Raw genomic sequence first — 19829 nt, forward strand, 5'->3', positions numbered from 1 at the left:
CAGAGTCACAAACAATTCACGAGCGCAGCGAGTTAACGCCTCATCAGTTCCACAAGTCAAGGATCCTGCAGCACAATCAGAAGTCACAGGTGCCGCCTGACCTGCATATTTACACAGATTCGTCCGGGTTAGCGATCACCCTCTAACCAGACCACCTCAACTACTCCGGGTAGCGCTCTTCGGGCAAAACCAGCCGAATCCCGCCTCGATCTTCAGAGATCACTCCTTCGCTGCAAACTTGCCCCAGGGACCTAGTCCACAGGCAAGTTCATGACCGAGTTCCACCCGGCAGCGCCGTTCAGATCTGGCCACGCCAACGGGAGTCTTGGCTCCTTCCTTACTGGCTGCGACGACTACATGGCCGTGACGGGAACCTCGGTAGAACCTGCGCAGACATCATGTAGTTGCCGAGCGAGCGTCGCCGTGAATCGCTCGTCGTCGCAGCCTGCGAGGGTCCCCGAGTGCGAGCTGACCAACTCCAATAACAGGACAAGGACGGTCGAGGTACCAGCCTGCAACCGCCCCGTGCACGCTCCGCTCCATCGGAGGATGTCCCGAGAAGTCCCGTTCAAGGTAGGGCTTTTGCTGTCCGCTGCAGCAGGATCACGACCGTGGCCAGGTAGATCGCGTTCTCCTGGCTGGTGGTCAAGTACTCGTAGTCCCTGGAAAGTCTCAGGTACCGGGCCAGCCTGGCAGAACTCCGCTCGATCACCCAACGGCGCGGAACCACCGTGAACATCGGCACCTCACGTGGTGGAGCGTCGGCCTTGCCCCAGGTACTGCGGAAGTCGGCGTTCTTGCGCAGCACGGCCTGGATGGTGATCCCGCCTCTTCCAGGACCCAGGCCAGGAAGTCCCGGCCGCGGTAGTCCTGGTCGGCCCACAGATGCCGCAGCCGCGGAAACTTCCCGGCACAGCGGGCAAATGGCACCATGGCGCCGTCCCGGTCACTGACGTTCGCCGGGCTGAACACAGACGGCCAGGGCCAAGTCTAAAACCGACGATCACCCGCCATGCTCCGTGGCCCCTACCCGTCCCTCCGCGAACTGGCGCGTCCTCGTTGCCGACGGCACCCGCCGAAGGCTGGTCTTCCAGTCACGCCGACCGAACCAGCAAAAATCCAGCAACCGGAAACCCCCGCCCGGATTCAACTACCGGACCGCAACGCCCTGACCTGCGCAAACACTTTTTCGCAACTCGTGAACCGAGGCCCTGAACGTTTCGCCACAACATACGAATCCAAGCAACAAATCGCCCCCTGACCTGCACGAACGCAGACCAGTGGGCGATTCGAGGTGAAACTAAACGTTGAAGCGGAACTCCACCACATCCCCGTCCTGCATCACATAGTCCTTGCCCTCCATACGGGCCTTGCCCTTGGCGCGGGCCTCCGCGACCGAGCCCGTTTCCACCAGGTCGGCGAAGGAGATGACCTCCGCCTTGATGAAGCCCTTCTGGAAGTCGGTGTGGATGACTCCGGCGGCCTCGGGGGCGGTGGCGCCCTTCTTGATGGTCCAGGCTCGGGATTCCTTGGGGCCTGCCGTGAGGTACGTCTGCAGGCCGAGGGTGGTGAAGCCGACGCGGGCCAGCGTGGCGAGGCCGGGCTCCTCCGCGCCGACGGACTGGAGGAGCTCCAGGGCGTCCTCCTCGTCGAGCTCGGCGAGGTCCTGCTCCAGCTTGGCGTTGAGGAAGATCGCCTCGGCAGGGGCGACCAGCGCACTCTGCTCGGCCTTGAACGCGTCGTCCGTCAGCTCGTCCTCGTCGACGTTGAACACGTACAGGAACGGCTTGACGGTGAGCAGGTGCAGGTCGTGGAGGAGAGCCTCCTGGTCCGAGTCCTGCTTGATGCCCGCGGCGAAGAGGGTCTGGCCGGCGTCCAGGATCTCCTTGGCCGCCTCGACCGCCGCCACCTTCGGCGCGATGTCCTTCTTGATCCGCGACTCCTTCTGGAGTCGCGGCAGGACCTTCTCGATGGTCTGCAGGTCCGCGAGGATCAGCTCGGTGTTGATCGTCTCGATGTCGTCCTTCGGCGAGACCTTGCCGTCCACGTGCACGACGTTCTCGTCCTTGAAGGCGCGGATGACCTGGCAGATCGCGTCGGACTCGCGGATGTTCGCGAGGAACTTGTTGCCGAGGCCCTCGCCCTCGCTCGCGCCGCGCACGATGCCCGCGATATCGACGAAGTCGACCGTCGCCGGGAGGATCTTCTGGGAGCTGAAGATCTCCGCCAGCTTCGCCAGGCGGGGGTCGGGGACGCCGACCACGCCGACGTTCGGCTCGATCGTGGCGAACGGGTAGTTGGCCGCCAGCACGTCGTTCTTGGTCAGGGCGTTGAACAGGGTCGACTTGCCGACATTCGGCAGACCGACGATTCCGATCGTGAGCGACACGTTGCGACTTCCCGTACGTAAGGGTGGAGGACGAGCCAGACGATCCACCAGTCTACGGCGTTCCGCGCCCCGCACCGGCGACGTATCGAACGCTTGCCCAAGGTCGGCGAAAGCGCGTGTCCCAGGGCCTGTTCCACACATAACCCGACCTAAGTTGGACCTGTGGAGCAACACAGAACTCGTACCCCTCAGTCACCGCCGCTGCGACGCGGCGCGCCCCTTCCCCCGCAGGCCGGACGGGGTGGAGCCCGTACGACCCGGCAGGCCGGGGCCGGTGTCCCGCGGACCGCGCCGGCCGTGTCACCGCTCGTGCAGGCCGTACGCCGGTTTCCGAACCCCCGGCTCACCGGGCTGGGCAGCGGGCTGTTCTGTGCCGCGTCGATGTTCGCGCTGGCCTGTCTCGACGCACTGCTGTTCGGGGCCTCGCCCGTCGTCTACGGGGTGCTGTTCCTGCCGGTGTGCGCCTTGACGGCGGTGTGGGTGCGGCGGGCCGACCTCGTCACGGCGGTCGTCGCCGTGCCGATCTCCTTCGCCGTCGGACTGCTGCCGATCGCCGACAGCGACGGGGGGTTCTTCGGGCGGGTGATGGGGCTGGTCACCGCACTCGCGCTGCACGCCGGGTGGCTGTACGGAGGCACGCTGGTCGCCGGGCTCATCGTCACCGTACGGAAGCTGCGGATGATGAGCCGTCGTGCCGCGCAGCGGCGCCGAACCGCCTGACGGTCAATCCCCCTGGGGCGGTCGGCGCCCGGCTCGCCGGACAGGCCTCGCCGGCGGTTGTGGCTAGGCCGACTTCGCCGCCCGCATCGCCGCCCCCACGATGCCCGCGTTGTTCTGCAGTTGGGCCGGGACGATCTCGGCCTTGATGTCCTCGATCAGGGGCAGGAACTTGTGGGACTTGCGGCTGACGCCGCCGCCGATGATGAACAGCTCGGGCGAGAAGAGCATCTCCACATGGGCCAGGTACTTCTGGACGCGCCGGGCCCAGTGCTCCCAGGTGAGGTCGTGGTCCTCCTTGGCCTTGGTGGACGCGTGCTTCTCCGCGTCGTGGCCGTTCAGCTCCAGGTGGCCCAGCTCCGTGTTCGGCACGAGGACGCCGTCCACGAAGAGGGCGCTGCCGATACCCGTACCGAACGTGAGGAGGATGACCGTGCCCTGGCGGTCGCGGCCCGCGCCGAACTGCATTTCGGCGACGCCCGCCGCGTCCGCGTCGTTCAGCACGGTCACCGGCAGTCCCGACAGCCGGTCGCTGAGCATGGCGCGGGCGTCGGTGTCGATCCACGCCTTGTCCACGTTCGCGGCCGTACGGATCGTGGCGCCGCCGGTGACCACGCCCGGGAAGGTGATCCCGACCGGGCCCGTCCAGCCGAAGTGGCCGACGACCTCCTTCACGCCGTCCGCCACCGCTTCGGGCGTCGCGGGGTGCGGCGTGAGCACCTTGTGACGCTCCTCCGCCAGGTCGCCCACGTCCAGGTCCACGGGAGCGCCCTTGATCCCTGAGCCGCCGATGTCCACACCGAAGATCTGCATGGCTCTACGCTACGTCGTACGACGGACAGTCACTCCGCCGAGGGGGTGCTACCGGTGCGCTCCGCCACCAGGGCCGCCGCCTCCGCGCGCAGGTCGCGGCGCAGCTCCTTGGGGAGGGAGAACGTGATGGACTCCTCGGCCGTCTTCACCGTCTCCACGTCTCCGTAGCCGCGCTCGGCCAGCCACTCCAGCACGCCGTCCACCAGCACGTCCGGGACCGAGGCGCCGGAGGTCAGGCCGACCGTGGTGACGCCCTCCAGCCAGGCCTCGTCGATCTCGGCGGCGAAGTCCACCAGGTGCGCGGCGGCGGCGCCCGCGTCCAGGGCGACCTCGACCATCCGGATCGAGTTCGAGGAGTTCTTCGAACCCACCACGATCACCAGCTGGGCGTCCTCGGCGAGCTTCTTCACCGCGATCTGGCGGTTCTGCGTGGCGTAGCAGATGTCGTCGCTGGGCGGGGAGATGAGCTGCGGGAACTTGTTCTTGAGGGCGTCGACCGTCTCCATGGTCTCGTCGACCGACAGCGTGGTCTGGGAGAGCCAGACCACCTTGGAGGGGTCGCGCACCTCGACCTTGGAGACGTCCTCGGGGCCGTCGACGAGCGTGATGTGCTCGGGGGCCTCGCCGGACGTGCCGATGACTTCCTCGTGGCCCTCGTGCCCGATCAGGAGGATGTCGTAGTCCTCCTTGGCGAAGCGGACGGCTTCCTTGTGGACCTTGGTGACCAGCGGGCAGGTCGCGTCGATGGTGGCGAGCCTGCCGGCCGCGGCCTCGTCGTGGACGACCGGGGCGACGCCGTGCGCCGAGAACATGACGATGGACCCCTCGGGGACCTCCGCCGTCTGCTCGACGAAGATCGCACCCTTCTTTTCCAGGGTCTGCACGACGAACTTGTTGTGGACGATTTCGTGGCGGACATAGATAGGGGCCCCGTACTGCTCCAGGGCCTTCTCGACGGCGATCACGGCACGGTCGACTCCCGCGCAATAGCCACGGGGGGCGGCGAGGAGGACACGGCGGCCAGTCGAAGCAGTCATGCATCCCATCGTAAGGCCGCGCCCGGCGGGTCAAAGATCACCGCCTTGGGGAGACTGGTCGGGAACTCGGGAACGGGGGAACTGGGGAGCTGAGCCGGGGCTGCGGCGCAGTCTCGGCTTCCGCGATCTGGTCGTCCACGGGCTGCTGTTCATCGCCCCCATGGCCCCGGTCGGCATCTACGGGACCCTCGACGCCGGGTCCCACGGGGCGGCCGCGCCGGTCTACGTCGTCGCCACGGTCGCGATGGCGTTCACCGCTTTCAGCTACGCCCAGATGGTGTGCGTGGTCCCCCGGGCGGGTTCGGTGTACGCCTACGCGCGCGTGGCGCTCCTAAAGGAGGCGAGGTTCGTCGCCGGGTGGATGGCGATGCTGGACTACCTCCTCAACCCACCACTGCCCGCACCCGCCCAACTCGCCCCAACCCGCTACGACCCTCGACCGCTCTGTCACAGCCTGCGGCTACGCTCGCCGTATGGCTCTCAACACGTCCGCGGACGCGCCCATCCCCGTCAGTGAGGTGTCGCGGCTCATCGGGGGGTGGATCGACCGGCTCGGGGCGGTGTGGGTGGAGGGGCAGATCACCCAGTTGTCGCGGCGGCCGGGCGCGGGGGTCGTGTTTCTGACGCTGCGCGACCCGTCGTACGACATCTCGCTGAGCGTGACCTGCTACCGCCAGGTGTTCGACGCGGTCGCCGATGTCGTGAGCGAGGGCGCCCGTGTCGTCGTACACGCGAAGCCCGAGTGGTACGCGCCGCGTGGGCAGCTGTCGTTGCGGGCCGCCGAGATAAAGCCCGTGGGCGTGGGTGAACTGCTTGCCCGGCTGGAGCAGTTGAAGAAGTCCCTGGCGAGCGAGGGGCTGTTCGCGGCCGAGCGTAAGAAGGCGTTGCCCTTTCTGCCCCAGCTCATCGGGCTCGTCTGCGGTCGCGCCTCCGCCGCCGAGCGCGACGTGCTCGAGAACGCGCGCCACCGCTGGCCCGCCGTCCGCTTCGAGGTGCGCAACGTCGCCGTGCAGGGCGTCCACGCCGTCCCCCAGGTCGTCCAGGCGGTGAAGGACCTGGACGCGCTCGACGACGTGGACGTGATCATCGTGGCGCGCGGCGGCGGCAGCGTGGAGGACCTGCTCCCGTTCTCGGACGAGCAGCTCGTACGGGCGGTCGCGTCCTGCCGTACACCGGTCGTCTCGGCCATCGGGCACGAACCCGACACCCCGCTGCTCGACTACGTGGCCGACCTGCGCGCCTCCACCCCCACCGACGCCGCGAAGAAGGTCGTCCCCGACGTCGGCGAGGAGTACGAGCGCGTCCAGTTCCTGCGGGACCGCGCCCGCCGAAGCGTCCAGTCCTTCATCGACCGGGAGGAGAGAGGACTCGCGCACGCGCTGGCCCGCCCCTCGATAGAGGATCCGCACCGGATGGTCGACGAGCGGGCGGACCAGGTCTCCTCGCTGCTCGACCGCGGCCGCCGCACGCTCGGGCACCTCCTCGACCGTGCCGACTCGGAGCTGACGCACACGCACGCGCGCGTGGTGGCCCTCTCCCCCGCCGCGACTCTCAAGCGGGGGTACGCGGTACTGCAGAAGTCCGACGGCCACGCGGTCCGGTCCCCGGACGAGGTGACGGCGGACGAGCCCCTGCGGGCGCGGGTCGCCGAGGGTGAGTTCACGGTACGAGTCGATGTCTGAGGGAGACCCTAGGGTGGGCGCATGACCAGCACGACGGACGAGGCGCTCGGGTACGAGCAGGCGCGGGACGAGCTCATCGAGGTCGTACGACGCCTGGAGGCGGGCGGTACGACGCTTGAGGAATCGCTCGCTCTGTGGGAGCGGGGCGAGGAGTTGGCGAAGGTGTGCCGACGATGGCTGGACGGCGCCCGCGCCCGCCTTGACGCGGCTCTGGCGGAGGAGGATGCCGAGGAGGAGGAGTCGGGGACCTCTGGAAACTCGGGGGACACCGGCTCCTAGTGGCGAGGGGCCCTGGAATCCGCCTGACGGGCGGGGCCGTGGACGCCCTTCGCACTCACGGCACCACCCCCTGCCCACCCTCAGGCTGTACGGCGGTGTCCGCGCTACTCCGTCTTCAGTGCCTCGGCCATCTTCGCCAGCTGTGCGAAGGACGCCGTGCCGGTCACCACCGTCGTGGAGCCCTTCTCCTTCAGGACCAGAGCGTCGTACTTCGCGCCCTCGTAGCGCGTCCAGGAGCGCGTGCCGATGCGCTGCGTCTCGTCCGTCTCCTCGGCGCCCTGGCTCGCGTCCTCTATGAACGGGACGGGCTTCTGAGTGGACTGCTCGATCGCCACGTATTCACCGTCGGGGTCATGGAAACCGAGGTGCCACGCGTCGAAGTCGTCGCCCTGGAACCGCACCGACGTCGCCTTCCACTCCGCGGGCAGGCCTTCCGGCGCCGCCACCGGATAGGCGGCCGCACGGCGTGCCGTGAGGAGCTCCACGCGGTAGTCGACCCGCTTGAGAGGGGGCTCCGAGTCGTCATGGGGAATGAAGACGTAGATGAAGCCCGCGACTACGCCGATCAGGCCCAGGGACAACACCATGTCCCGGACCGTCTGCTTGCCTTTCATACCTGCCACGCCCCCATCGTCGCAGGTGTACTGGTCTGCTCATCCGTGGGCCCCCCTGCTCATTTTGTCGGACTGAGGATAGAGTCGGCCCGAACCCTCATCCGGCCGTCGTCGTATCAGAAAGGTGCGCTCCGATGACCGAGCATCACTTGCCGTCCGAACTAGAGGTCCCGTCCGAGGCCCCCGACCGCAACCTCGCCCTGGAGCTCGTCCGGGTCACCGAGGCCGCCGCGATGGCCGCGGGCCGCTGGGTCGGCCGCGGCGACAAGAACGGCGCCGACGGCGCGGCGGTACGGGCCATGCGGACCCTCGTCTCCACCGTCTCGATGAACGGCGTGGTCGTCATCGGGGAGGGCGAGAAGGACGAGGCCCCGATGCTCTTCAACGGGGAGCGTGTCGGAGACGGGACGGGCCCCGAGTGCGACATCGCCGTCGACCCGATCGACGGCACCACGCTGACCGCGAAGGGCATGACGAACGCGATCGCGGTGCTGGCCGCCGCCGACCGCGGCACCATGTTCGACCCGTCCGCGGTCTTCTACATGGACAAGCTGGTCACCGGCCCCGAGGCCGCCGACTTCGTCGACATCAACGCGCCCGTGTCCGTGAACATCCGCCGGGTCGCCAAGGCCAAGCGGGTCACACCCGAGGACGTCACGGTCGTCATCCTCGACCGGCCGCGCCACGACGGCATCATCAAGGAGATCCGGGAGACCGGCGCGCGCATCAAGCTCATCTCCGACGGCGATGTCGCGGGCTCCATCCTGGCGCTGCGCGAGGGCACCGGCATCGACCTGCTGCTCGGCATCGGCGGTACGCCCGAGGGCATCATCTCCGCCTGTGCGGTGAAGTGTCTGGGCGGCACGATCCAGGGCAAGTTGTGGCCCAAGGACGACGAGGAGCGCGCCCGCGCCGTCGACGCGGGGCACGACCTCGACCGGGTCCTGTTCACCGACGACCTGGTCTCCGGCGAGAACGTCTTCTTCGTGGCGACCGGGATCACCGACGGCGAGCTGCTGCGCGGGGTCCGCTATCGGCCCGAGACGGCGACGACCGACTCGATCGTGATGCGGTCGAAGTCGGGGACGGTTCGGCAGATCAACTCGGAGCACCGGCTGGCGAAGCTGCGGGCGTACAGCGCGATCGACTTCGACCGGGCGAAGTGACTCCGTCGGTTGTGCCGTTCATGCGGGCCCGTGGGTATCTGCGGGTTCGTTGTGGCTGGTCGCGCAGTTCCCCGCGCCCCTTAAAGCGCGTCCTGGCAACGCGGTAGCAGCCGCAGGGCCGCAGTAGGCGTGACGCAACGACAGTCGCCGTGGAGGAAACCGCGGCGGAGCGGTTGATCTCGTACGCCGATGGGGCGCCCCTTGTGCGGAGGGGCGCCCCATCGGTGTGACGGTCTAGCCGGCCGCGGCTATCGTCCCCGCTGGGCGGGCGGCCTTCTTGAGTTCGAGGTCGCGGCGGCGGCGCCGGGCGAGCACGACGCGGCGCTCGGCGGCGGTGAGGCCGCCCCAGACTCCGTACGGCTCGGGTTGCAGCAGCGCGTGTTCTCGGCACTCGACCATCACCGGGCAGCGGCCGCAGACCCGCTTTGCCGCCTCCTCCCGGGACAGCCGGGCGGCGGTGGGTTCCTTGGAGGGCGCGAAGAACAGGCCGGCCTCGTCGCGGCGGCACACGGCCTCCGTGTGCCACGGGGCTTCCTGGTCCCTCTCCCGCACCGGCACCGGCTGGGGCGGAACGGCAGCGACCTGCAGGGACTGATGCGGCGGATGCAGCACGGTCTACTCCTGACGACGGCTTCGCGAGCGAGAGACGATGCAGCAAGGCCTACCCGCTGTGCGCGCGCCTATGCACTGAGTTCCCAAGCGCGGGAGATCCCGTCCGGCACTGGACCGTCACTACTGGACCTGTACCCTCCGCTCGCCGCGAAATTCGCGACCGTCAATGCCCGAGGTGTTTGCGCAACTTGGCATTCACCTGGTCCCCGACCCGGTCGAGGATGTCCTCGATCAGCTTGCCCCGCTTGGGTTTTGCCTCGATGCTGCCCAGGACGGCCAGCCCGTCCACGTACACCACGGGTGCGTCGTGGTCGGCCGAATCGAGCGTGTCCACCTCGAAGCTGCCGAGGACGCCGCCGCCGTTGCCCCGCAGCGACACGTTCTCCGGGACGCGGATCTCGATGCTGCCGAAGACCGAGATCGCCTTGATCACGACCTGCTGGTGCTCGAAGATCGCCTCGCTGAGGTCTATCTCCACGCTGCCGAAGATCGCGTACGCGTGCGTGCGGCGGCCGATGCGCCAGCGGCCCTTGCGGACGGCGGAGCTGAACACCGCCACCACGTTCTCCTCGGCGACCGGCGGGACCGTGCCCGGAGTGGGGCGGTTCGGCGCCGCGGCGAACGTCGCCGTCGGCCGGGACGGGTGGGCGGCCGGCAGGTCCGCCACGAGCGGCTCCAGCTCGCCGACGGTCTTCGCGCGGAAGACGTCCTCGACCCGCTCGGCATGCTCCTCCGCGGTGAGGCGGCCCTCGGCGAGGGCCTCGCGCAGGATGTCCGCCGTCCGGTCGCGGTCGGCGTCGGAGGCCCGGAGGTCGGTCTGCTTCCGGAGGTCGGGTGCGGGCGCGGTGCTCTTCTCTAGGTCCACGACAGCAGCGTACCCAAACGCGATAGATCGCGACTAGGGCCTGTCTGGCTATTCCCGTCGTCGCCCGGAGGGCGGCCTCGCGGCGTCAGGTGCGTGCTCTCGGCGCGCCGGGCGTAGATCCTCGTACTGGATGTACGTGGGTCTGCGCCCGGTGCGGCGAGAGTGCGTGCATGGCGTCGCGAGGCAGGCGGGAATTGCCAGACAGGCCCTAGGGGGTACGGACGGCGAACTGAGCCTTACCTCACAAGCGTGGTGTCAGTAGCAGGTTCTACGCTGGTGGGCGCCCGCCAATGGAGGCCGGCCACTATCTGTCGATGAAGGATTTGGCGAGATGCCTGAGTTCGTGTACACCGATCTGCTCCCCCAGGGAGAGGACACCACCCCGTACCGGCTGGTGACCTCGGAGGGTGTTTCCACCTTCGAGGCCGACGGGCGCACGTTCCTCAAGGTGGCGCCCGACGCGCTGCGGACGCTCGCCGCCGAGGCCATCCACGACATCCAGCACTACCTGCGGCCGGCCCACCTCGCGCAGCTGCGGCGCATCATCGACGACCCCGAGGCGTCGAACAACGACAAGTTCGTCGCGCTCGACCTCCTGAAGAACGCGAACATCGCGGCCGCGGGCGTCCTGCCCATGTGTCAGGACACCGGCACGGCGATCGTGATGGGCAAGCGCGGGCAGAACGTGCTCACGGAGGGCGGCGACGAGGCCGCGCTGAGCCGCGGCATCTACGACGCCTACCTCAACCTGAATCTGCGGTACTCGCAGATGGCCCCGCTGACCATGTGGGACGAGAAGAACACCGGGTCGAACCTGCCGGCCCAGATCGAGCTGTACGCGACCGACGGCGGCGCCTACAAGTTCCTGTTCATGGCGAAGGGCGGCGGTTCGGCCAACAAGTCGTTCCTGTACCAGGAGACGAAGGCCGTTCTGAACGAGGCCTCCATGATGAAGTTCCTGGAGGAGAAGATCCGCTCCCTGGGGACCGCGGCCTGCCCGCCGTACCACCTGGCGATCGTCGTCGGCGGGACGAGCGCCGAGTACGCCCTCAAAACCGCGAAATACGCGTCCGCGCACTACCTGGACGAGATTCCGGCCGAGGGCTCCGAGCTCGGGCACGGCTTCCGGGACAAGGAGCTGGAGGAGAAGGTCTTCGAGCTGACGCAGCGGATCGGGATCGGGGCGCAGTTCGGCGGCAAGTACTTCTGTCACGACGTGCGTGTGGTGCGGCTGCCGCGGCACGGGGCGTCCTGCCCGGTCGCCATCGCCGTCTCCTGCTCCGCCGACCGGCAGGCCGTCGCGAAGATCACCGCGGAGGGTGTGTTCCTGGAGCAGTTGGAGACGGACCCGGCGCGGTTCCTGCCGGAGACCACGGACGAGCACCTCGACGAGTCGGCGGACGTGGTCCGTATCGACCTCAACCAGCCCATGGACGACATCCTCGCCGAGCTGACCAAGTACCCGGTCAAGACGCGGCTTTCGCTCTCCGGGCCGCTGGTCGTGGCGCGGGACATCGCGCACGCCAAGATCAAGGAGCGGCTTGACGCGGGCGAGGAGATGCCGCAGTACCTGAAGGACCACCCCGTGTACTACGCGGGGCCGGCCAAGACCCCCGAGGGGTACGCGTCCGGGTCGTTCGGGCCGACCACGGCCGGGCGGATGGACTCGTACGTGGCGCAGTTCCAGGCGGCGGGCGGTTCCAAGGTGATGCTGGCGAAGGGGAATCGGTCGCAGCAGGTGACGGACGCGTGTGATGCCCACGGGGGCTTCTATCTCGGGTCCATCGGTGGGCCGGCTGCCCGTCTCGCGCAGGACTGCATCAAGAAGGTCGAGGTCGTCGAGTACGAGGAGCTCGGGATGGAGGCCGTGTGGAAGATCGAGGTCGAGGACTTCCCTGCGTTCATCGTCGTTGACGACAAGGGAAACGACTTCTTCAAGGACCCGGCGCCTGCGCCGACGTTCACGTCGATTCCTGTGCGGGGGCCTGGGCTGGGTTAGCTGGTGATCGCTGCGGGTGTTTTTCGCCCCCGCCGCCCCTACCCGTTCCCATCCCGTTCCCATCCCGTTCCTGGGGGCTCCGTCCCCAGACCCCCGTATCGCGCTGAACGCGCTCGTCCTCAAACGCCGGACGGGCTGGAAGTCAGCCCCTCCGGCGTTTGAGGAGCGGGGGTGCGGGGGCAGCGCCCCCGAGGGACGGGAATGGGTAGGGGCGGCGGGGGCGCTGTACCTCTCATGAGCGACTACCGGATCGAACACGACTCCATGGGTGAGGTCCGCGTCCCCGCGGACGCGAAGTGGCGGGCCCAGACCCAGCGCGCCGTGGAGAACTTCCCGATCTCCGGGCAACGGATCGAGCGGGCGCACATCGAGGCCCTCGCCCGGATCAAGGCGGCCGCGGCCAAGGTGAACGCCGGGCTCGGGGTGCTGGACAAGGACATCGCCGAGGCCATCCAGGACGCGGCCGCGGAGGTCGTGGACGGGAAGTGGGACGAGCACTTCCCCGTAGACGTTTTTCAGACAGGGTCCGGGACCTCGTCCAACATGAACACGAACGAGGTCATCGCCACGCTGGCGACGGAACGGCTCGGCAGGGACGTACATCCGAACGACCACGTGAACGCCTCGCAGTCCAGCAACGACGTCTTCCCCTCGTCCATCCACATCGCCGCGACGGCCGCCGTCACCCGCGATCTCGTCCCCGCCCTGGAGCACCTCGCGGCCGCGCTCACCCGCAAGTCCGAGGAGTTCGCCGACGTCGTGAAGTCCGGGCGTACGCATCTCATGGACGCGACACCCGTGACGCTCGGACAGGAGTTCGGCGGGTATGCCGCCCAGGTGCGGTACGGGATCGAGCGGCTCCAGGCCTCCCTTCCCCGGCTTGCCGAGCTGCCCCTCGGGGGGACCGCCGTCGGGACCGGGATCAATACCCCGCCCGGGTTCTCCGCCGCCGTGATCGCCGAGGTCGCGCGGAGCACCGGGCTGCCGCTCACCGAGGCGCGCGACCACTTCGAGGCGCAGGGGGCGCGGGACGGGATCGTCGAGACCAGCGGGCAACTGCGGACCATCGCCGTGGGACTCACGAAGATCGCCAACGATCTGCGGTGGATGGCCTCCGGGCCTCGTACCGGTCTGGCCGAGATCAGTCTGCCCGACCTCCAGCCGGGCTCGTCGATCATGCCCGGCAAGGTGAATCCGGTCATTCCCGAGGCCGTACTGATGGTCGCCGCGCAGGTGACCGGGAACGACGCCACGATCGCCGCCGCCGGAGCCTCCGGCAACTTCGAGCTCAACGTGATGCTGCCGGTCATCGCGAGGAACGTACTGGAGTCGGTCCGGCTCCTCGCGAACGTGTCGCGGCTGCTCGCCGACCGGACCGTCGACGGGATCACGGCCAACCGCGAGCGCGCCCGCGAGTACGCCGAGTCGTCGCCCTCCGTCGTGACGCCGCTGAACAAGTACATCGGGTACGAGGAGGCCGCGAAGGTCGCCAAGAAGGCCCTCGCCGAGCGGAAGACCATCCGCGAGGTCGTCCTGGAGTCCGGTTACGTCGAGCGCGGCGACCTCACCCGGGAGCAGTTGGACGAGGCCCTGGATGTCCTGCGGATGACGCGGCCGTAACGTCATTCGGCCCGGCGCGCGAACCGTGACGCGCGCCGCAGCGTCTCATGCCATGGGCACCTAATATCTGTTCATGGCAGAGGGTGAAGCGGTGACACAGGTGGAAGCGGGCGGGTCGACGGCGACGTACTGGAACCCCGGGAGTCAGATCCTGTGGCGTTACCGGGAGAACGCCGGCGAGCGCTTCCACATCGTGCGCCCCGTGACCGTCGTGCGGGACGACGAGGAGCTGCTCGCCGTGTGGCTGGCCCCGGGGACGGAGTGCGTCAAGCCCGTTCTCACCGACGGGACACCCGTGCACGTGGAGCCGCTGGAGACCCGCTACACCAAGCCGCGGACCACCGGGCGCGGCCACTGGTTCGGTACGGGGGTGCTGAAGCTGGCGCGGCCCGGTGAGCCGTGGTCGGTGTGGCTGTTCTGGGAGCCCGGCTGGCAGTTCAAGAACTGGTACGTCAACTTGGAGGAACCGCTGGCCAGATGGGACGGCGGAGTGGACTCCGAGGACCATTTCCTCGACATCTCGGTCCACCCGGACCGGACTTGGGGCTGGCGCGACGAGGACGAGTTCGCGCAGGCCCAGCGGGACGGCCTGATGGACGCCCGACTGGCCGCGCGGGTGAAGGAGGCCGGGCGGGCCGCGGTGGAGGTGATCCGCACCTGGGGCCCGCCGTTCCCGGACGGCTGGCAGAACTGGCGCCCGGATCCGTCCTGGTCGGTACCGTCATTGCCGGACGACTGGGATCGTACGCCCGCGCACGTGTCCACGTGAGACCCTTGCTGTGCCCCCGTGGTAGAACCGTAGGATCGTCCTCCGCAACGAACAGTCAGGGTCGGTGCGCGGCACCGTCGTTGAGGAGTGGTGGTCGGGTGGCGGGTGGGCGCGAAGCGACAACTCCCGGAGCACGCGCTGGGCTTGACCGAACGTCACCGAGGGGCGGCAGGACGTGAGCGAGGGGTACGAGGGCCACAGCGGTACGGTCTGGAGACGGCCGGACGGGCTGCTCCCGCCGGTGCCCGACGGTTTCTCTTCTGAGAGGCTGTCTGACCACGCGGGGATTCCGTTCCTGGGGCACGCATTCCGGGTATCGGGATTTCTGCGGGACGAACTGCACGCACGGCGCGCAGCACCGGACGGATGGATTCGACACGCGTGACGGAGCACCCCACCTCCCACGAGCGCCGCCAGCCAAGCGCTGCCCGGCCCACCGCCCCCGCGGACCCCCGCGGGGCGCTTCTGCGTACCCCGGAGCCGCCGGCGCAGGGCTCCCCCGCTCTGCCCGCGCAGGGCCGGCCGGCCGAGGCCCCCGCCCTGTCCGGGAGCACGAGTGCGCCCGGTGGTGCGCCCGCTTCCGACGACCAGGCCCCGCCCGGCTCTCCCACGCCCTCAGGCGCCCTCTCCGCGGCCACGGGAACGCCCGCCGCGTCCGGGACCCCGGCGGGCAGCCAGGGCCCGCCCGCGCCCTCCGGCGGCCACGGCCCGACCGGCGCGCCCGCCGGCTCGGGGCCCGAGCACTCCCAGCCGTCGGCCACGGAGCCCGATCCGCACCGCCCGCGGCCCGCGGAGGCCATCCCGGCCCAGTCGGGTGCCGAGTCGACCGCCGCCCAGAGCGGCAAGGAGCGGCGTACGGGCCAGGGCACGGCGCCGGGCACTCCGATGCCCATGCGCCGGGACGGCGACCGGCTGCGCTTCGTGGGGGCCGCCACCCGGCGGATCGCCCGCGGTATCGACCTCGACGAGATCGTGATGGGCCTGTGCCGGGCCACCGTGCCGACCTTCTCGGACGCGATCCTCGTCTATCTGCGCGACCCGCTGCCGGTCGGCGACGAACGGCCCACCGGGCCCGTCGTGCTGCGGCTGCGGCGTACGGACCGGATTCCGGAGGACCGGGACACCGAGGGCTTCCTGCTGCCCGCGCTGCAGCCCGAGCCCGACCTCGGGATCACCGCCGAGCTGTGCACCGTACGGCCCGGTGGCGCGCTGAACGAGGTGCTGCGCGGCGTACGGCCGGTCTTCGCGGACGCGCCCGCCGCGCGGGCCGCGCTGCCCGAGCTGATCGGTGACGACCTGACCGTGCCGGGCGGCCAGCGGGCGATCCTCGCCCCGCTGCGCGGGCGTCGGCGCGTGATCGGCGCCGCGCTGTTCCTGCGCCGCCCGGACCGGCCGGCCTTCGAGACGGACGACCTGCTCGTCGCGGCCCAGCTCGCCACGCACAGCGCGCTCGGCATCGACAAGGCGGTGCTGTACGGGCGCGAGGCGTACATCGCGGACGAGTTGCAGCGCACGATGCTGCCCGAGACGCTGCCCCGGCCGACAGGTGTGCGGCTGGCGTCCCGGTATCTTCCGGCCGCCGAGACGGCACGGGTGGGCGGCGACTGGTACGACGCGATCCCGTTGCCCGGCAGCCGGGTCGCCCTCGTCGTCGGTGACGTCATGGGCCACTCCATGACCTCGGCCGCGATCATGGGCCAGCTGCGGACGACCGCGCAGACCCTCGCCGGTCTCGACCTGCCCCCGCAGGAGGTCCTGCACCACCTGGACGAGCAGGCCCAGCGGCTCGGCACCGACCGCATGGCGACCTGCCTGTACGCGGTGTACGACCCGGTCGCGCACCGCATCACCATCGCCAACGCGGGCCATCCCCCGCCCGTCCTGCTGCACCTGGGCGGCCGGGCCGAGGTGCTGCGCGTACCGCCGGGCGCCCCCATCGGCGTGGGCGGCGTGGACTTCGAGGCGGTCGAGCTGGACGCGCCCGCCGGTGCCACACTGCTGCTGTACACCGACGGTCTGGTCGAGTCGCGGCTGCGTGACGTGTGGACCGGGATAGAGCAGCTGCGCGAGAAGCTCGCCGCCACCGCGCAGCTGACCGGCGCCGACCATCCGCCGCCCCTTGAGGCGCTGTGCGACGAGGTGCTCGACATGCTCGGCCCGGGCGACCGGGACGACGACATCGCACTGCTCGCCGCCCGCTTCGACGGGATCGCGCCGAGCGATGTCGCGCTCTGGCATCTGGACCCCGAGGACTCGGCGCCCGGCCGGGCCCGTCGGCTGGCCCGCAAGGCGCTCTCCCGCTGGGACCTGGAAGAGCTCACCGACTCCCTGGAGCTGCTCGTCAGCGAGGTCGTGACGAACGCCGTGCGCTACACGTCACGGCCCGTCACGCTGCGCCTGCTCCGTACGGACGTGCTGCGCTGCGAGGTCGGTGACGACGTGCCGCAGCTGCCGCGGCTGCGGCAGGCGCGGGCCACGGACGAGGGCGGCCGCGGTCTCTACCTGGTGAACAAACTGGCCAGACGGTGGGGAGCGACCCGGCTCAGCACGGGAAAGGTGGTCTGGTTCGAGTTGAACCACGGCTGAGGGGTACCCGCTCGGGACGCCCCTCGGCAGTCGGTCCGCATCGAACCGGAACAGGCCCCTTCCCGTTCAACCGGGAGCGGGTCCCCGAGCGGGTGGCGCGCGCCAAAGGCAGTGGCGCGTACGGATGTGACTGGTCGAGCTCACGCGGCGGAGCCGCATATCGACTCAGCCCCGCGCCCCTGTCGGGGTGCGGGGCTGCTCGGGGCGCCCCTATTTTATTGGTCGGACTGCGGGTCGTCCGGGTCCGTCGGTAGTTCTATGCCGCCCGGTGACGACGGCGCACTGGTCGTCGGGGTCGGTGATTCCTCGGGCGGCGGGGTGGACTCGGGACTGGTCTCCACCGGCGGACTGGTCGTCGGCGGCGTGGTCTTCGGGTCCTCGGGGGTCGGCGTGTCGGACGGGGTCTCCGGCTGCTGCGAGACCGTGGGCGTCTCCGGCGGCTGGACGGCCGCCCCCTGGTCGGTGTCCAGGTCGAACTTGGAGACGTCGCCCATCACGCCGAAGGTGTACTCCGCCCATATCTGGGCCGGGAAGGCACCGCCGTTGACCCGGCCGCCGCCCGCCGCGCCCTGCAGCGAGACCTGGCTGTACGCCTTGACCTTCACCGGCTTGTCCTTGCCGCACCGGGTGGTGCCCGCCTTGGCCGCCTCCCCGAAGACGCCGACCGAGGTGACGAGCTTCGGCGTGTAGCCGGTGAACCAGGCCGACTTGTTGCAGTCGGACGTTCCGGTCTTGCCCGCGACCTGCTGGCCGTCGCGCGCCGGGTTGTCCCGTACGGACTTCCTGGCCGTACCGTCGTCGACCACGCCGGTCAGTACCGAGGTGACCGTGTCGGCGGCCTCGGGGCTGATGACCTGGTCGCCGATCGGGTCCGGGAACTCGACCGCGCGGTCCTTGTGCTCGACCGACTTCACGAGGGCCGGGGTGACCTTCCTGCCGTGGTTGTCGAGCGTCGCGTAGGCACCGGCCATCTCCAACGGGCTCGCGCCCATCGTGCCGAGCGTCTGGGCGGGCACCGCCCTGGCCCCCTTGACGTCCATGCCGAGTTCGCCCGCGGTCTCCATGACCTGGTCCATGCCGACGTCGACGCCCAGCTGTGCGAAGACGGAGTTGACGGACTTGTTCATCGCGGTCTGGACGGTGATGTCGCCGTAGTCGGCGTCGTCCTCGTTCGGCGGGGAGAAGCCGACCTTCTTGCCCTTGTCGACGACGGGCCGCTTGCTGGTGCCGTCGTAGATCGTCTTCGCCGTGATCGGCGTGCCGTCCTGCGTCTCCGCGTCGTGGTCGACGGCCGCGGCCAGGATCAACGGCTTGAAGGTGGAGGCAGGCTGGTAGTCGCGGCGCGTCGCGTTGTTCGTGTAGTGCTTCACGTAGTCCACACCGCCGTACATCGCGAGGACCTTGCCGGTCTCCGAGTCGACGGATACGGCACCGGCCTGGACGTCGGCGTCGATGGCCCGCTCCTTGGAGTCGAGCTTGCTCGTCAACTGGCTCTTGACGGCCTTCTCCAGCTGGGCCTGCTTCTTCTTGTCGATGTTCAGCGTGATGGTCCAGCCGCCCGCCTTGACCATGGTCTCGGCCTCCTTCAGGTCGGAGGCCATGTCCTGCGCGACGAGCTGCTTCATCAACGAGTTGTCGGCCGCCTCCACCAGGTAGCCGGCCTGGCCCTGCAGACCGGGCGCGCCCTTGGGGTCCTTCGGCACCGGGAACTTCATGCCGTCGCGCTCGGTGGCGCTCAGCCAGTCCTCCCCGACCATGTTGTCCAGGACGTAGTTCCAGCGGTCGGTGACCAGCTTCTTGCTGGTGGGGGTCGCGACCGCCCAGTCGTACTGGCTCGGTGCCTGGAGCAGCGCGGCGAGGTAGGCGCCCTGCGCGACCGTGAGGTCGGCCGCGTCGACGCGGTAGTACGCCTGAGCGGCGGCCTGGATGCCCCACGCATTGCGGCCGTAGTAGCTGGTGTTGATGTAGCCCGCGAGGATCTCGTCCTTGGACTCCTGGCGGTCCACCTTCAGGGAGATGACCAGTTCCTTCAGCTTGCGCGTGACGGTCTGGTCCTGCGTCAGGTAGAAGTTCTTGACGTACTGCTGAGTGATCGTCGAACCACCCTGCTTGCCCTTGCCGGAGAGGGTGTTGATCAGACCGCGGGCCGTGCCCTTGAAGTCGACGCCCGCGTCGTCGTAGAAAGACTTGTTCTCGGCGGCGACGAAGGTCATCCGGACGCCCTTGGAGACCTGGTCCAGGTCGACGAGCTCGCGGTTGACGTCGCCGTCGCGGGCGAGCGTATCGCCGTTGCTGTACTTGTAGATGTTGCTCTGCTGGACCGCGGCGGCGTTGCCCTTGGGAACGTCGATCATCAGGTACAGAGCGATGAAGGCGACCATCCCGAGCAGACAGAAACCGAAGAACGTCCCGAGGAGCTTCTTCCAGGTGAAGAGGCGGCGTATGCCGCTCTTGGCGCCGTCCTTGGCACCCTTGGCTCTCTTGGCGCCTCTGGAACCGCTCGCGACACCGCCCGTGCCATCGGCTCTGGAACCGCTCGCGACACCGCCCGTGGCGCCGGCTCTGGACGAGCGCTTCGGCGCGGCACGGTGGCCACCGCGCTGCCGCGCACGTCTCTCTTCCGCTCGTCCCATGGGTCCGTCCGCTCCGCTTCCGTCTCGCGAGTCTCACAGGTTCGTAGC

16 protein-coding genes and 1 pseudogene are annotated in these 19829 nt (G+C 69.3%); 9 read left to right on the forward strand and 8 right to left on the reverse strand.

All coding sequences use genetic code 11. The annotated features are described in order from the left end of the window. Nucleotides 1–568: 568 nt before the first annotated feature. Complete coding sequence (locus tag OHA11_RS15600; RefSeq protein ID WP_266496636.1) at nucleotides 569–808, reverse strand: transposase; 240 nt, start codon at nucleotides 806–808, stop codon at nucleotides 569–571. A gap of 492 nt (nucleotides 809–1300) precedes the next feature. Next, entirely contained in the window at nucleotides 1301–2389 is a 1089-nt protein-coding gene (gene ychF / locus OHA11_RS15605; RefSeq protein WP_266496638.1) for a redox-regulated ATPase YchF, read from the reverse strand. A 162-nt stretch (nucleotides 2390–2551) separates the two neighbouring features. Here ychF and OHA11_RS15610 point away from each other — a divergent pair, with 162 nt between their 5' ends. Continuing rightward, the gene (locus OHA11_RS15610) at nucleotides 2552–3109 is read left to right on the forward strand and encodes a DUF6542 domain-containing protein (RefSeq protein ID WP_266496640.1); all 558 of its coding nucleotides are present in this window, start codon (nucleotides 2552–2554) and stop codon (nucleotides 3107–3109) included. Nucleotides 3110–3172: 63 nt separating this feature from the next. On the opposite strand, the gene ppgK is transcribed toward OHA11_RS15610, so the two are convergent. Both ppgK and OHA11_RS15620 read right to left on the reverse strand, forming a co-directional pair. Beyond that, nucleotides 3173–3919: a polyphosphate--glucose phosphotransferase gene (ppgK, locus tag OHA11_RS15615; protein ID WP_266496642.1), complete on the reverse strand. Its 747-nt coding sequence runs from the start codon at nucleotides 3917–3919 to the stop codon at nucleotides 3173–3175. A gap of 29 nt (nucleotides 3920–3948) precedes the next feature. After that, a complete protein-coding gene (locus OHA11_RS15620; RefSeq protein ID WP_266496644.1) occupies nucleotides 3949–4965 on the reverse strand; it encodes a 4-hydroxy-3-methylbut-2-enyl diphosphate reductase in 1017 nt (338 codons plus the stop codon). 91 nt (nucleotides 4966–5056) lie between these two features. On the opposite strand from OHA11_RS15620, the pseudogene OHA11_RS15625 reads away from it, so the two are divergent. The 3 genes and pseudogenes from OHA11_RS15625 to OHA11_RS15635 all read left to right on the forward strand — a co-directional run. After that, nucleotides 5057–5371: pseudogene (locus tag OHA11_RS15625) on the forward strand (amino acid permease); the annotation flags it as partial. 58 nt (nucleotides 5372–5429) lie between these two features. Beyond that, nucleotides 5430–6638 (forward strand): exodeoxyribonuclease VII large subunit, encoded by a 1209-nt coding sequence (gene xseA, locus OHA11_RS15630; RefSeq protein ID WP_266496646.1) that lies wholly within the window; start codon nucleotides 5430–5432, stop codon nucleotides 6636–6638. A gap of 21 nt (nucleotides 6639–6659) precedes the next feature. Next, entirely contained in the window at nucleotides 6660–6917 is a 258-nt protein-coding gene (locus OHA11_RS15635) for an exodeoxyribonuclease VII small subunit (RefSeq protein WP_266496647.1), read from the forward strand. Between the two features lie 104 nt (nucleotides 6918–7021). On the opposite strand, the gene OHA11_RS15640 is transcribed toward OHA11_RS15635, so the two are convergent. Continuing rightward, nucleotides 7022–7540, reverse strand: a complete 519-nt coding sequence (locus tag OHA11_RS15640) for a DUF4245 domain-containing protein (RefSeq protein WP_266496649.1) — start codon at nucleotides 7538–7540, stop codon at nucleotides 7022–7024. A gap of 125 nt (nucleotides 7541–7665) precedes the next feature. Between OHA11_RS15640 and glpX the strand changes: the two genes are divergently transcribed. Continuing rightward, nucleotides 7666–8697, forward strand: coding sequence for a class II fructose-bisphosphatase (gene glpX / locus OHA11_RS15645; protein WP_055615017.1), 1032 nt, complete (start codon nucleotides 7666–7668; stop codon nucleotides 8695–8697). Nucleotides 8698–8931: 234 nt separating this feature from the next. On the opposite strand, the gene OHA11_RS15650 is transcribed toward glpX, so the two are convergent. Then, the gene (locus tag OHA11_RS15650) at nucleotides 8932–9309 is read right to left on the reverse strand and encodes a WhiB family transcriptional regulator (RefSeq protein WP_266496652.1); all 378 of its coding nucleotides are present in this window, start codon (nucleotides 9307–9309) and stop codon (nucleotides 8932–8934) included. Nucleotides 9310–9472: 163 nt separating this feature from the next. After that, nucleotides 9473–10174: a DUF1707 domain-containing protein gene (locus OHA11_RS15655; RefSeq protein WP_266496654.1), complete on the reverse strand. Its 702-nt coding sequence runs from the start codon at nucleotides 10172–10174 to the stop codon at nucleotides 9473–9475. 331 nt (nucleotides 10175–10505) lie between these two features. On the opposite strand from OHA11_RS15655, the gene OHA11_RS15660 reads away from it, so the two are divergent. From OHA11_RS15660 to OHA11_RS15675, 4 genes are all read left to right on the forward strand, one after another. Beyond that, nucleotides 10506–12173, forward strand: a complete 1668-nt coding sequence (locus tag OHA11_RS15660) for a fumarate hydratase (protein ID WP_266496656.1) — start codon at nucleotides 10506–10508, stop codon at nucleotides 12171–12173. Nucleotides 12174–12407: 234 nt separating this feature from the next. Continuing rightward, nucleotides 12408–13793, forward strand: coding sequence for an aspartate ammonia-lyase (locus OHA11_RS15665; protein ID WP_266496658.1), 1386 nt, complete (start codon nucleotides 12408–12410; stop codon nucleotides 13791–13793). A 73-nt stretch (nucleotides 13794–13866) separates the two neighbouring features. Then, on the forward strand, nucleotides 13867–14562 hold the full coding sequence (locus OHA11_RS15670) for a DUF402 domain-containing protein (RefSeq protein ID WP_266496660.1): 696 nt from the start codon (nucleotides 13867–13869) through the stop codon (nucleotides 14560–14562). Between the two features lie 381 nt (nucleotides 14563–14943). Then, on the forward strand, nucleotides 14944–17148 hold the full coding sequence (locus OHA11_RS15675; protein ID WP_266496662.1) for a SpoIIE family protein phosphatase: 2205 nt from the start codon (nucleotides 14944–14946) through the stop codon (nucleotides 17146–17148). A gap of 215 nt (nucleotides 17149–17363) precedes the next feature. On the opposite strand, the gene OHA11_RS15680 is transcribed toward OHA11_RS15675, so the two are convergent. Continuing rightward, complete coding sequence (locus OHA11_RS15680; RefSeq protein WP_266496664.1) at nucleotides 17364–19781, reverse strand: transglycosylase domain-containing protein; 2418 nt, start codon at nucleotides 19779–19781, stop codon at nucleotides 17364–17366. Between the last annotated feature and the right edge of the window lie 48 nt (nucleotides 19782–19829).

The organism is Streptomyces sp. NBC_00878, from assembly GCF_026341515.1.
Classification (GTDB): domain Bacteria; phylum Actinomycetota; class Actinomycetes; order Streptomycetales; family Streptomycetaceae; genus Streptomyces.

Bases quoted from the DNA above. Each gene is read 5' to 3' on its own strand.
- OHA11_RS15665 (WP_266496658.1), top strand. From the start codon at position 12,408: ATGAGCGACTACCGGATCGAACACGACTCCATGGGTGAGGTCCGCGTC.
- OHA11_RS15635 (WP_266496647.1), top strand. From the start codon at position 6,660: ATGACCAGCACGACGGACGAGGCGCTCGGGTACGAGCAGGCGCGGGAC.
- glpX (WP_055615017.1), top strand. From the start codon at position 7,666: ATGACCGAGCATCACTTGCCGTCCGAACTAGAGGTCCCGTCCGAGGCC.
- OHA11_RS15680 (WP_266496664.1), bottom strand. From the start codon at position 19,781: ATGGGACGAGCGGAAGAGAGACGTGCGCGGCAGCGCGGTGGCCACCGT.
- OHA11_RS15620 (WP_266496644.1), bottom strand. From the start codon at position 4,965: ATGGGATGCATGACTGCTTCGACTGGCCGCCGTGTCCTCCTCGCCGCC.
- OHA11_RS15670 (WP_266496660.1), top strand. From the start codon at position 13,867: ATGGCAGAGGGTGAAGCGGTGACACAGGTGGAAGCGGGCGGGTCGACG.
- OHA11_RS15660 (WP_266496656.1), top strand. From the start codon at position 10,506: ATGCCTGAGTTCGTGTACACCGATCTGCTCCCCCAGGGAGAGGACACC.
- ppgK (WP_266496642.1), bottom strand. From the start codon at position 3,919: ATGCAGATCTTCGGTGTGGACATCGGCGGCTCAGGGATCAAGGGCGCT.
- xseA (WP_266496646.1), top strand. From the start codon at position 5,430: ATGGCTCTCAACACGTCCGCGGACGCGCCCATCCCCGTCAGTGAGGTG.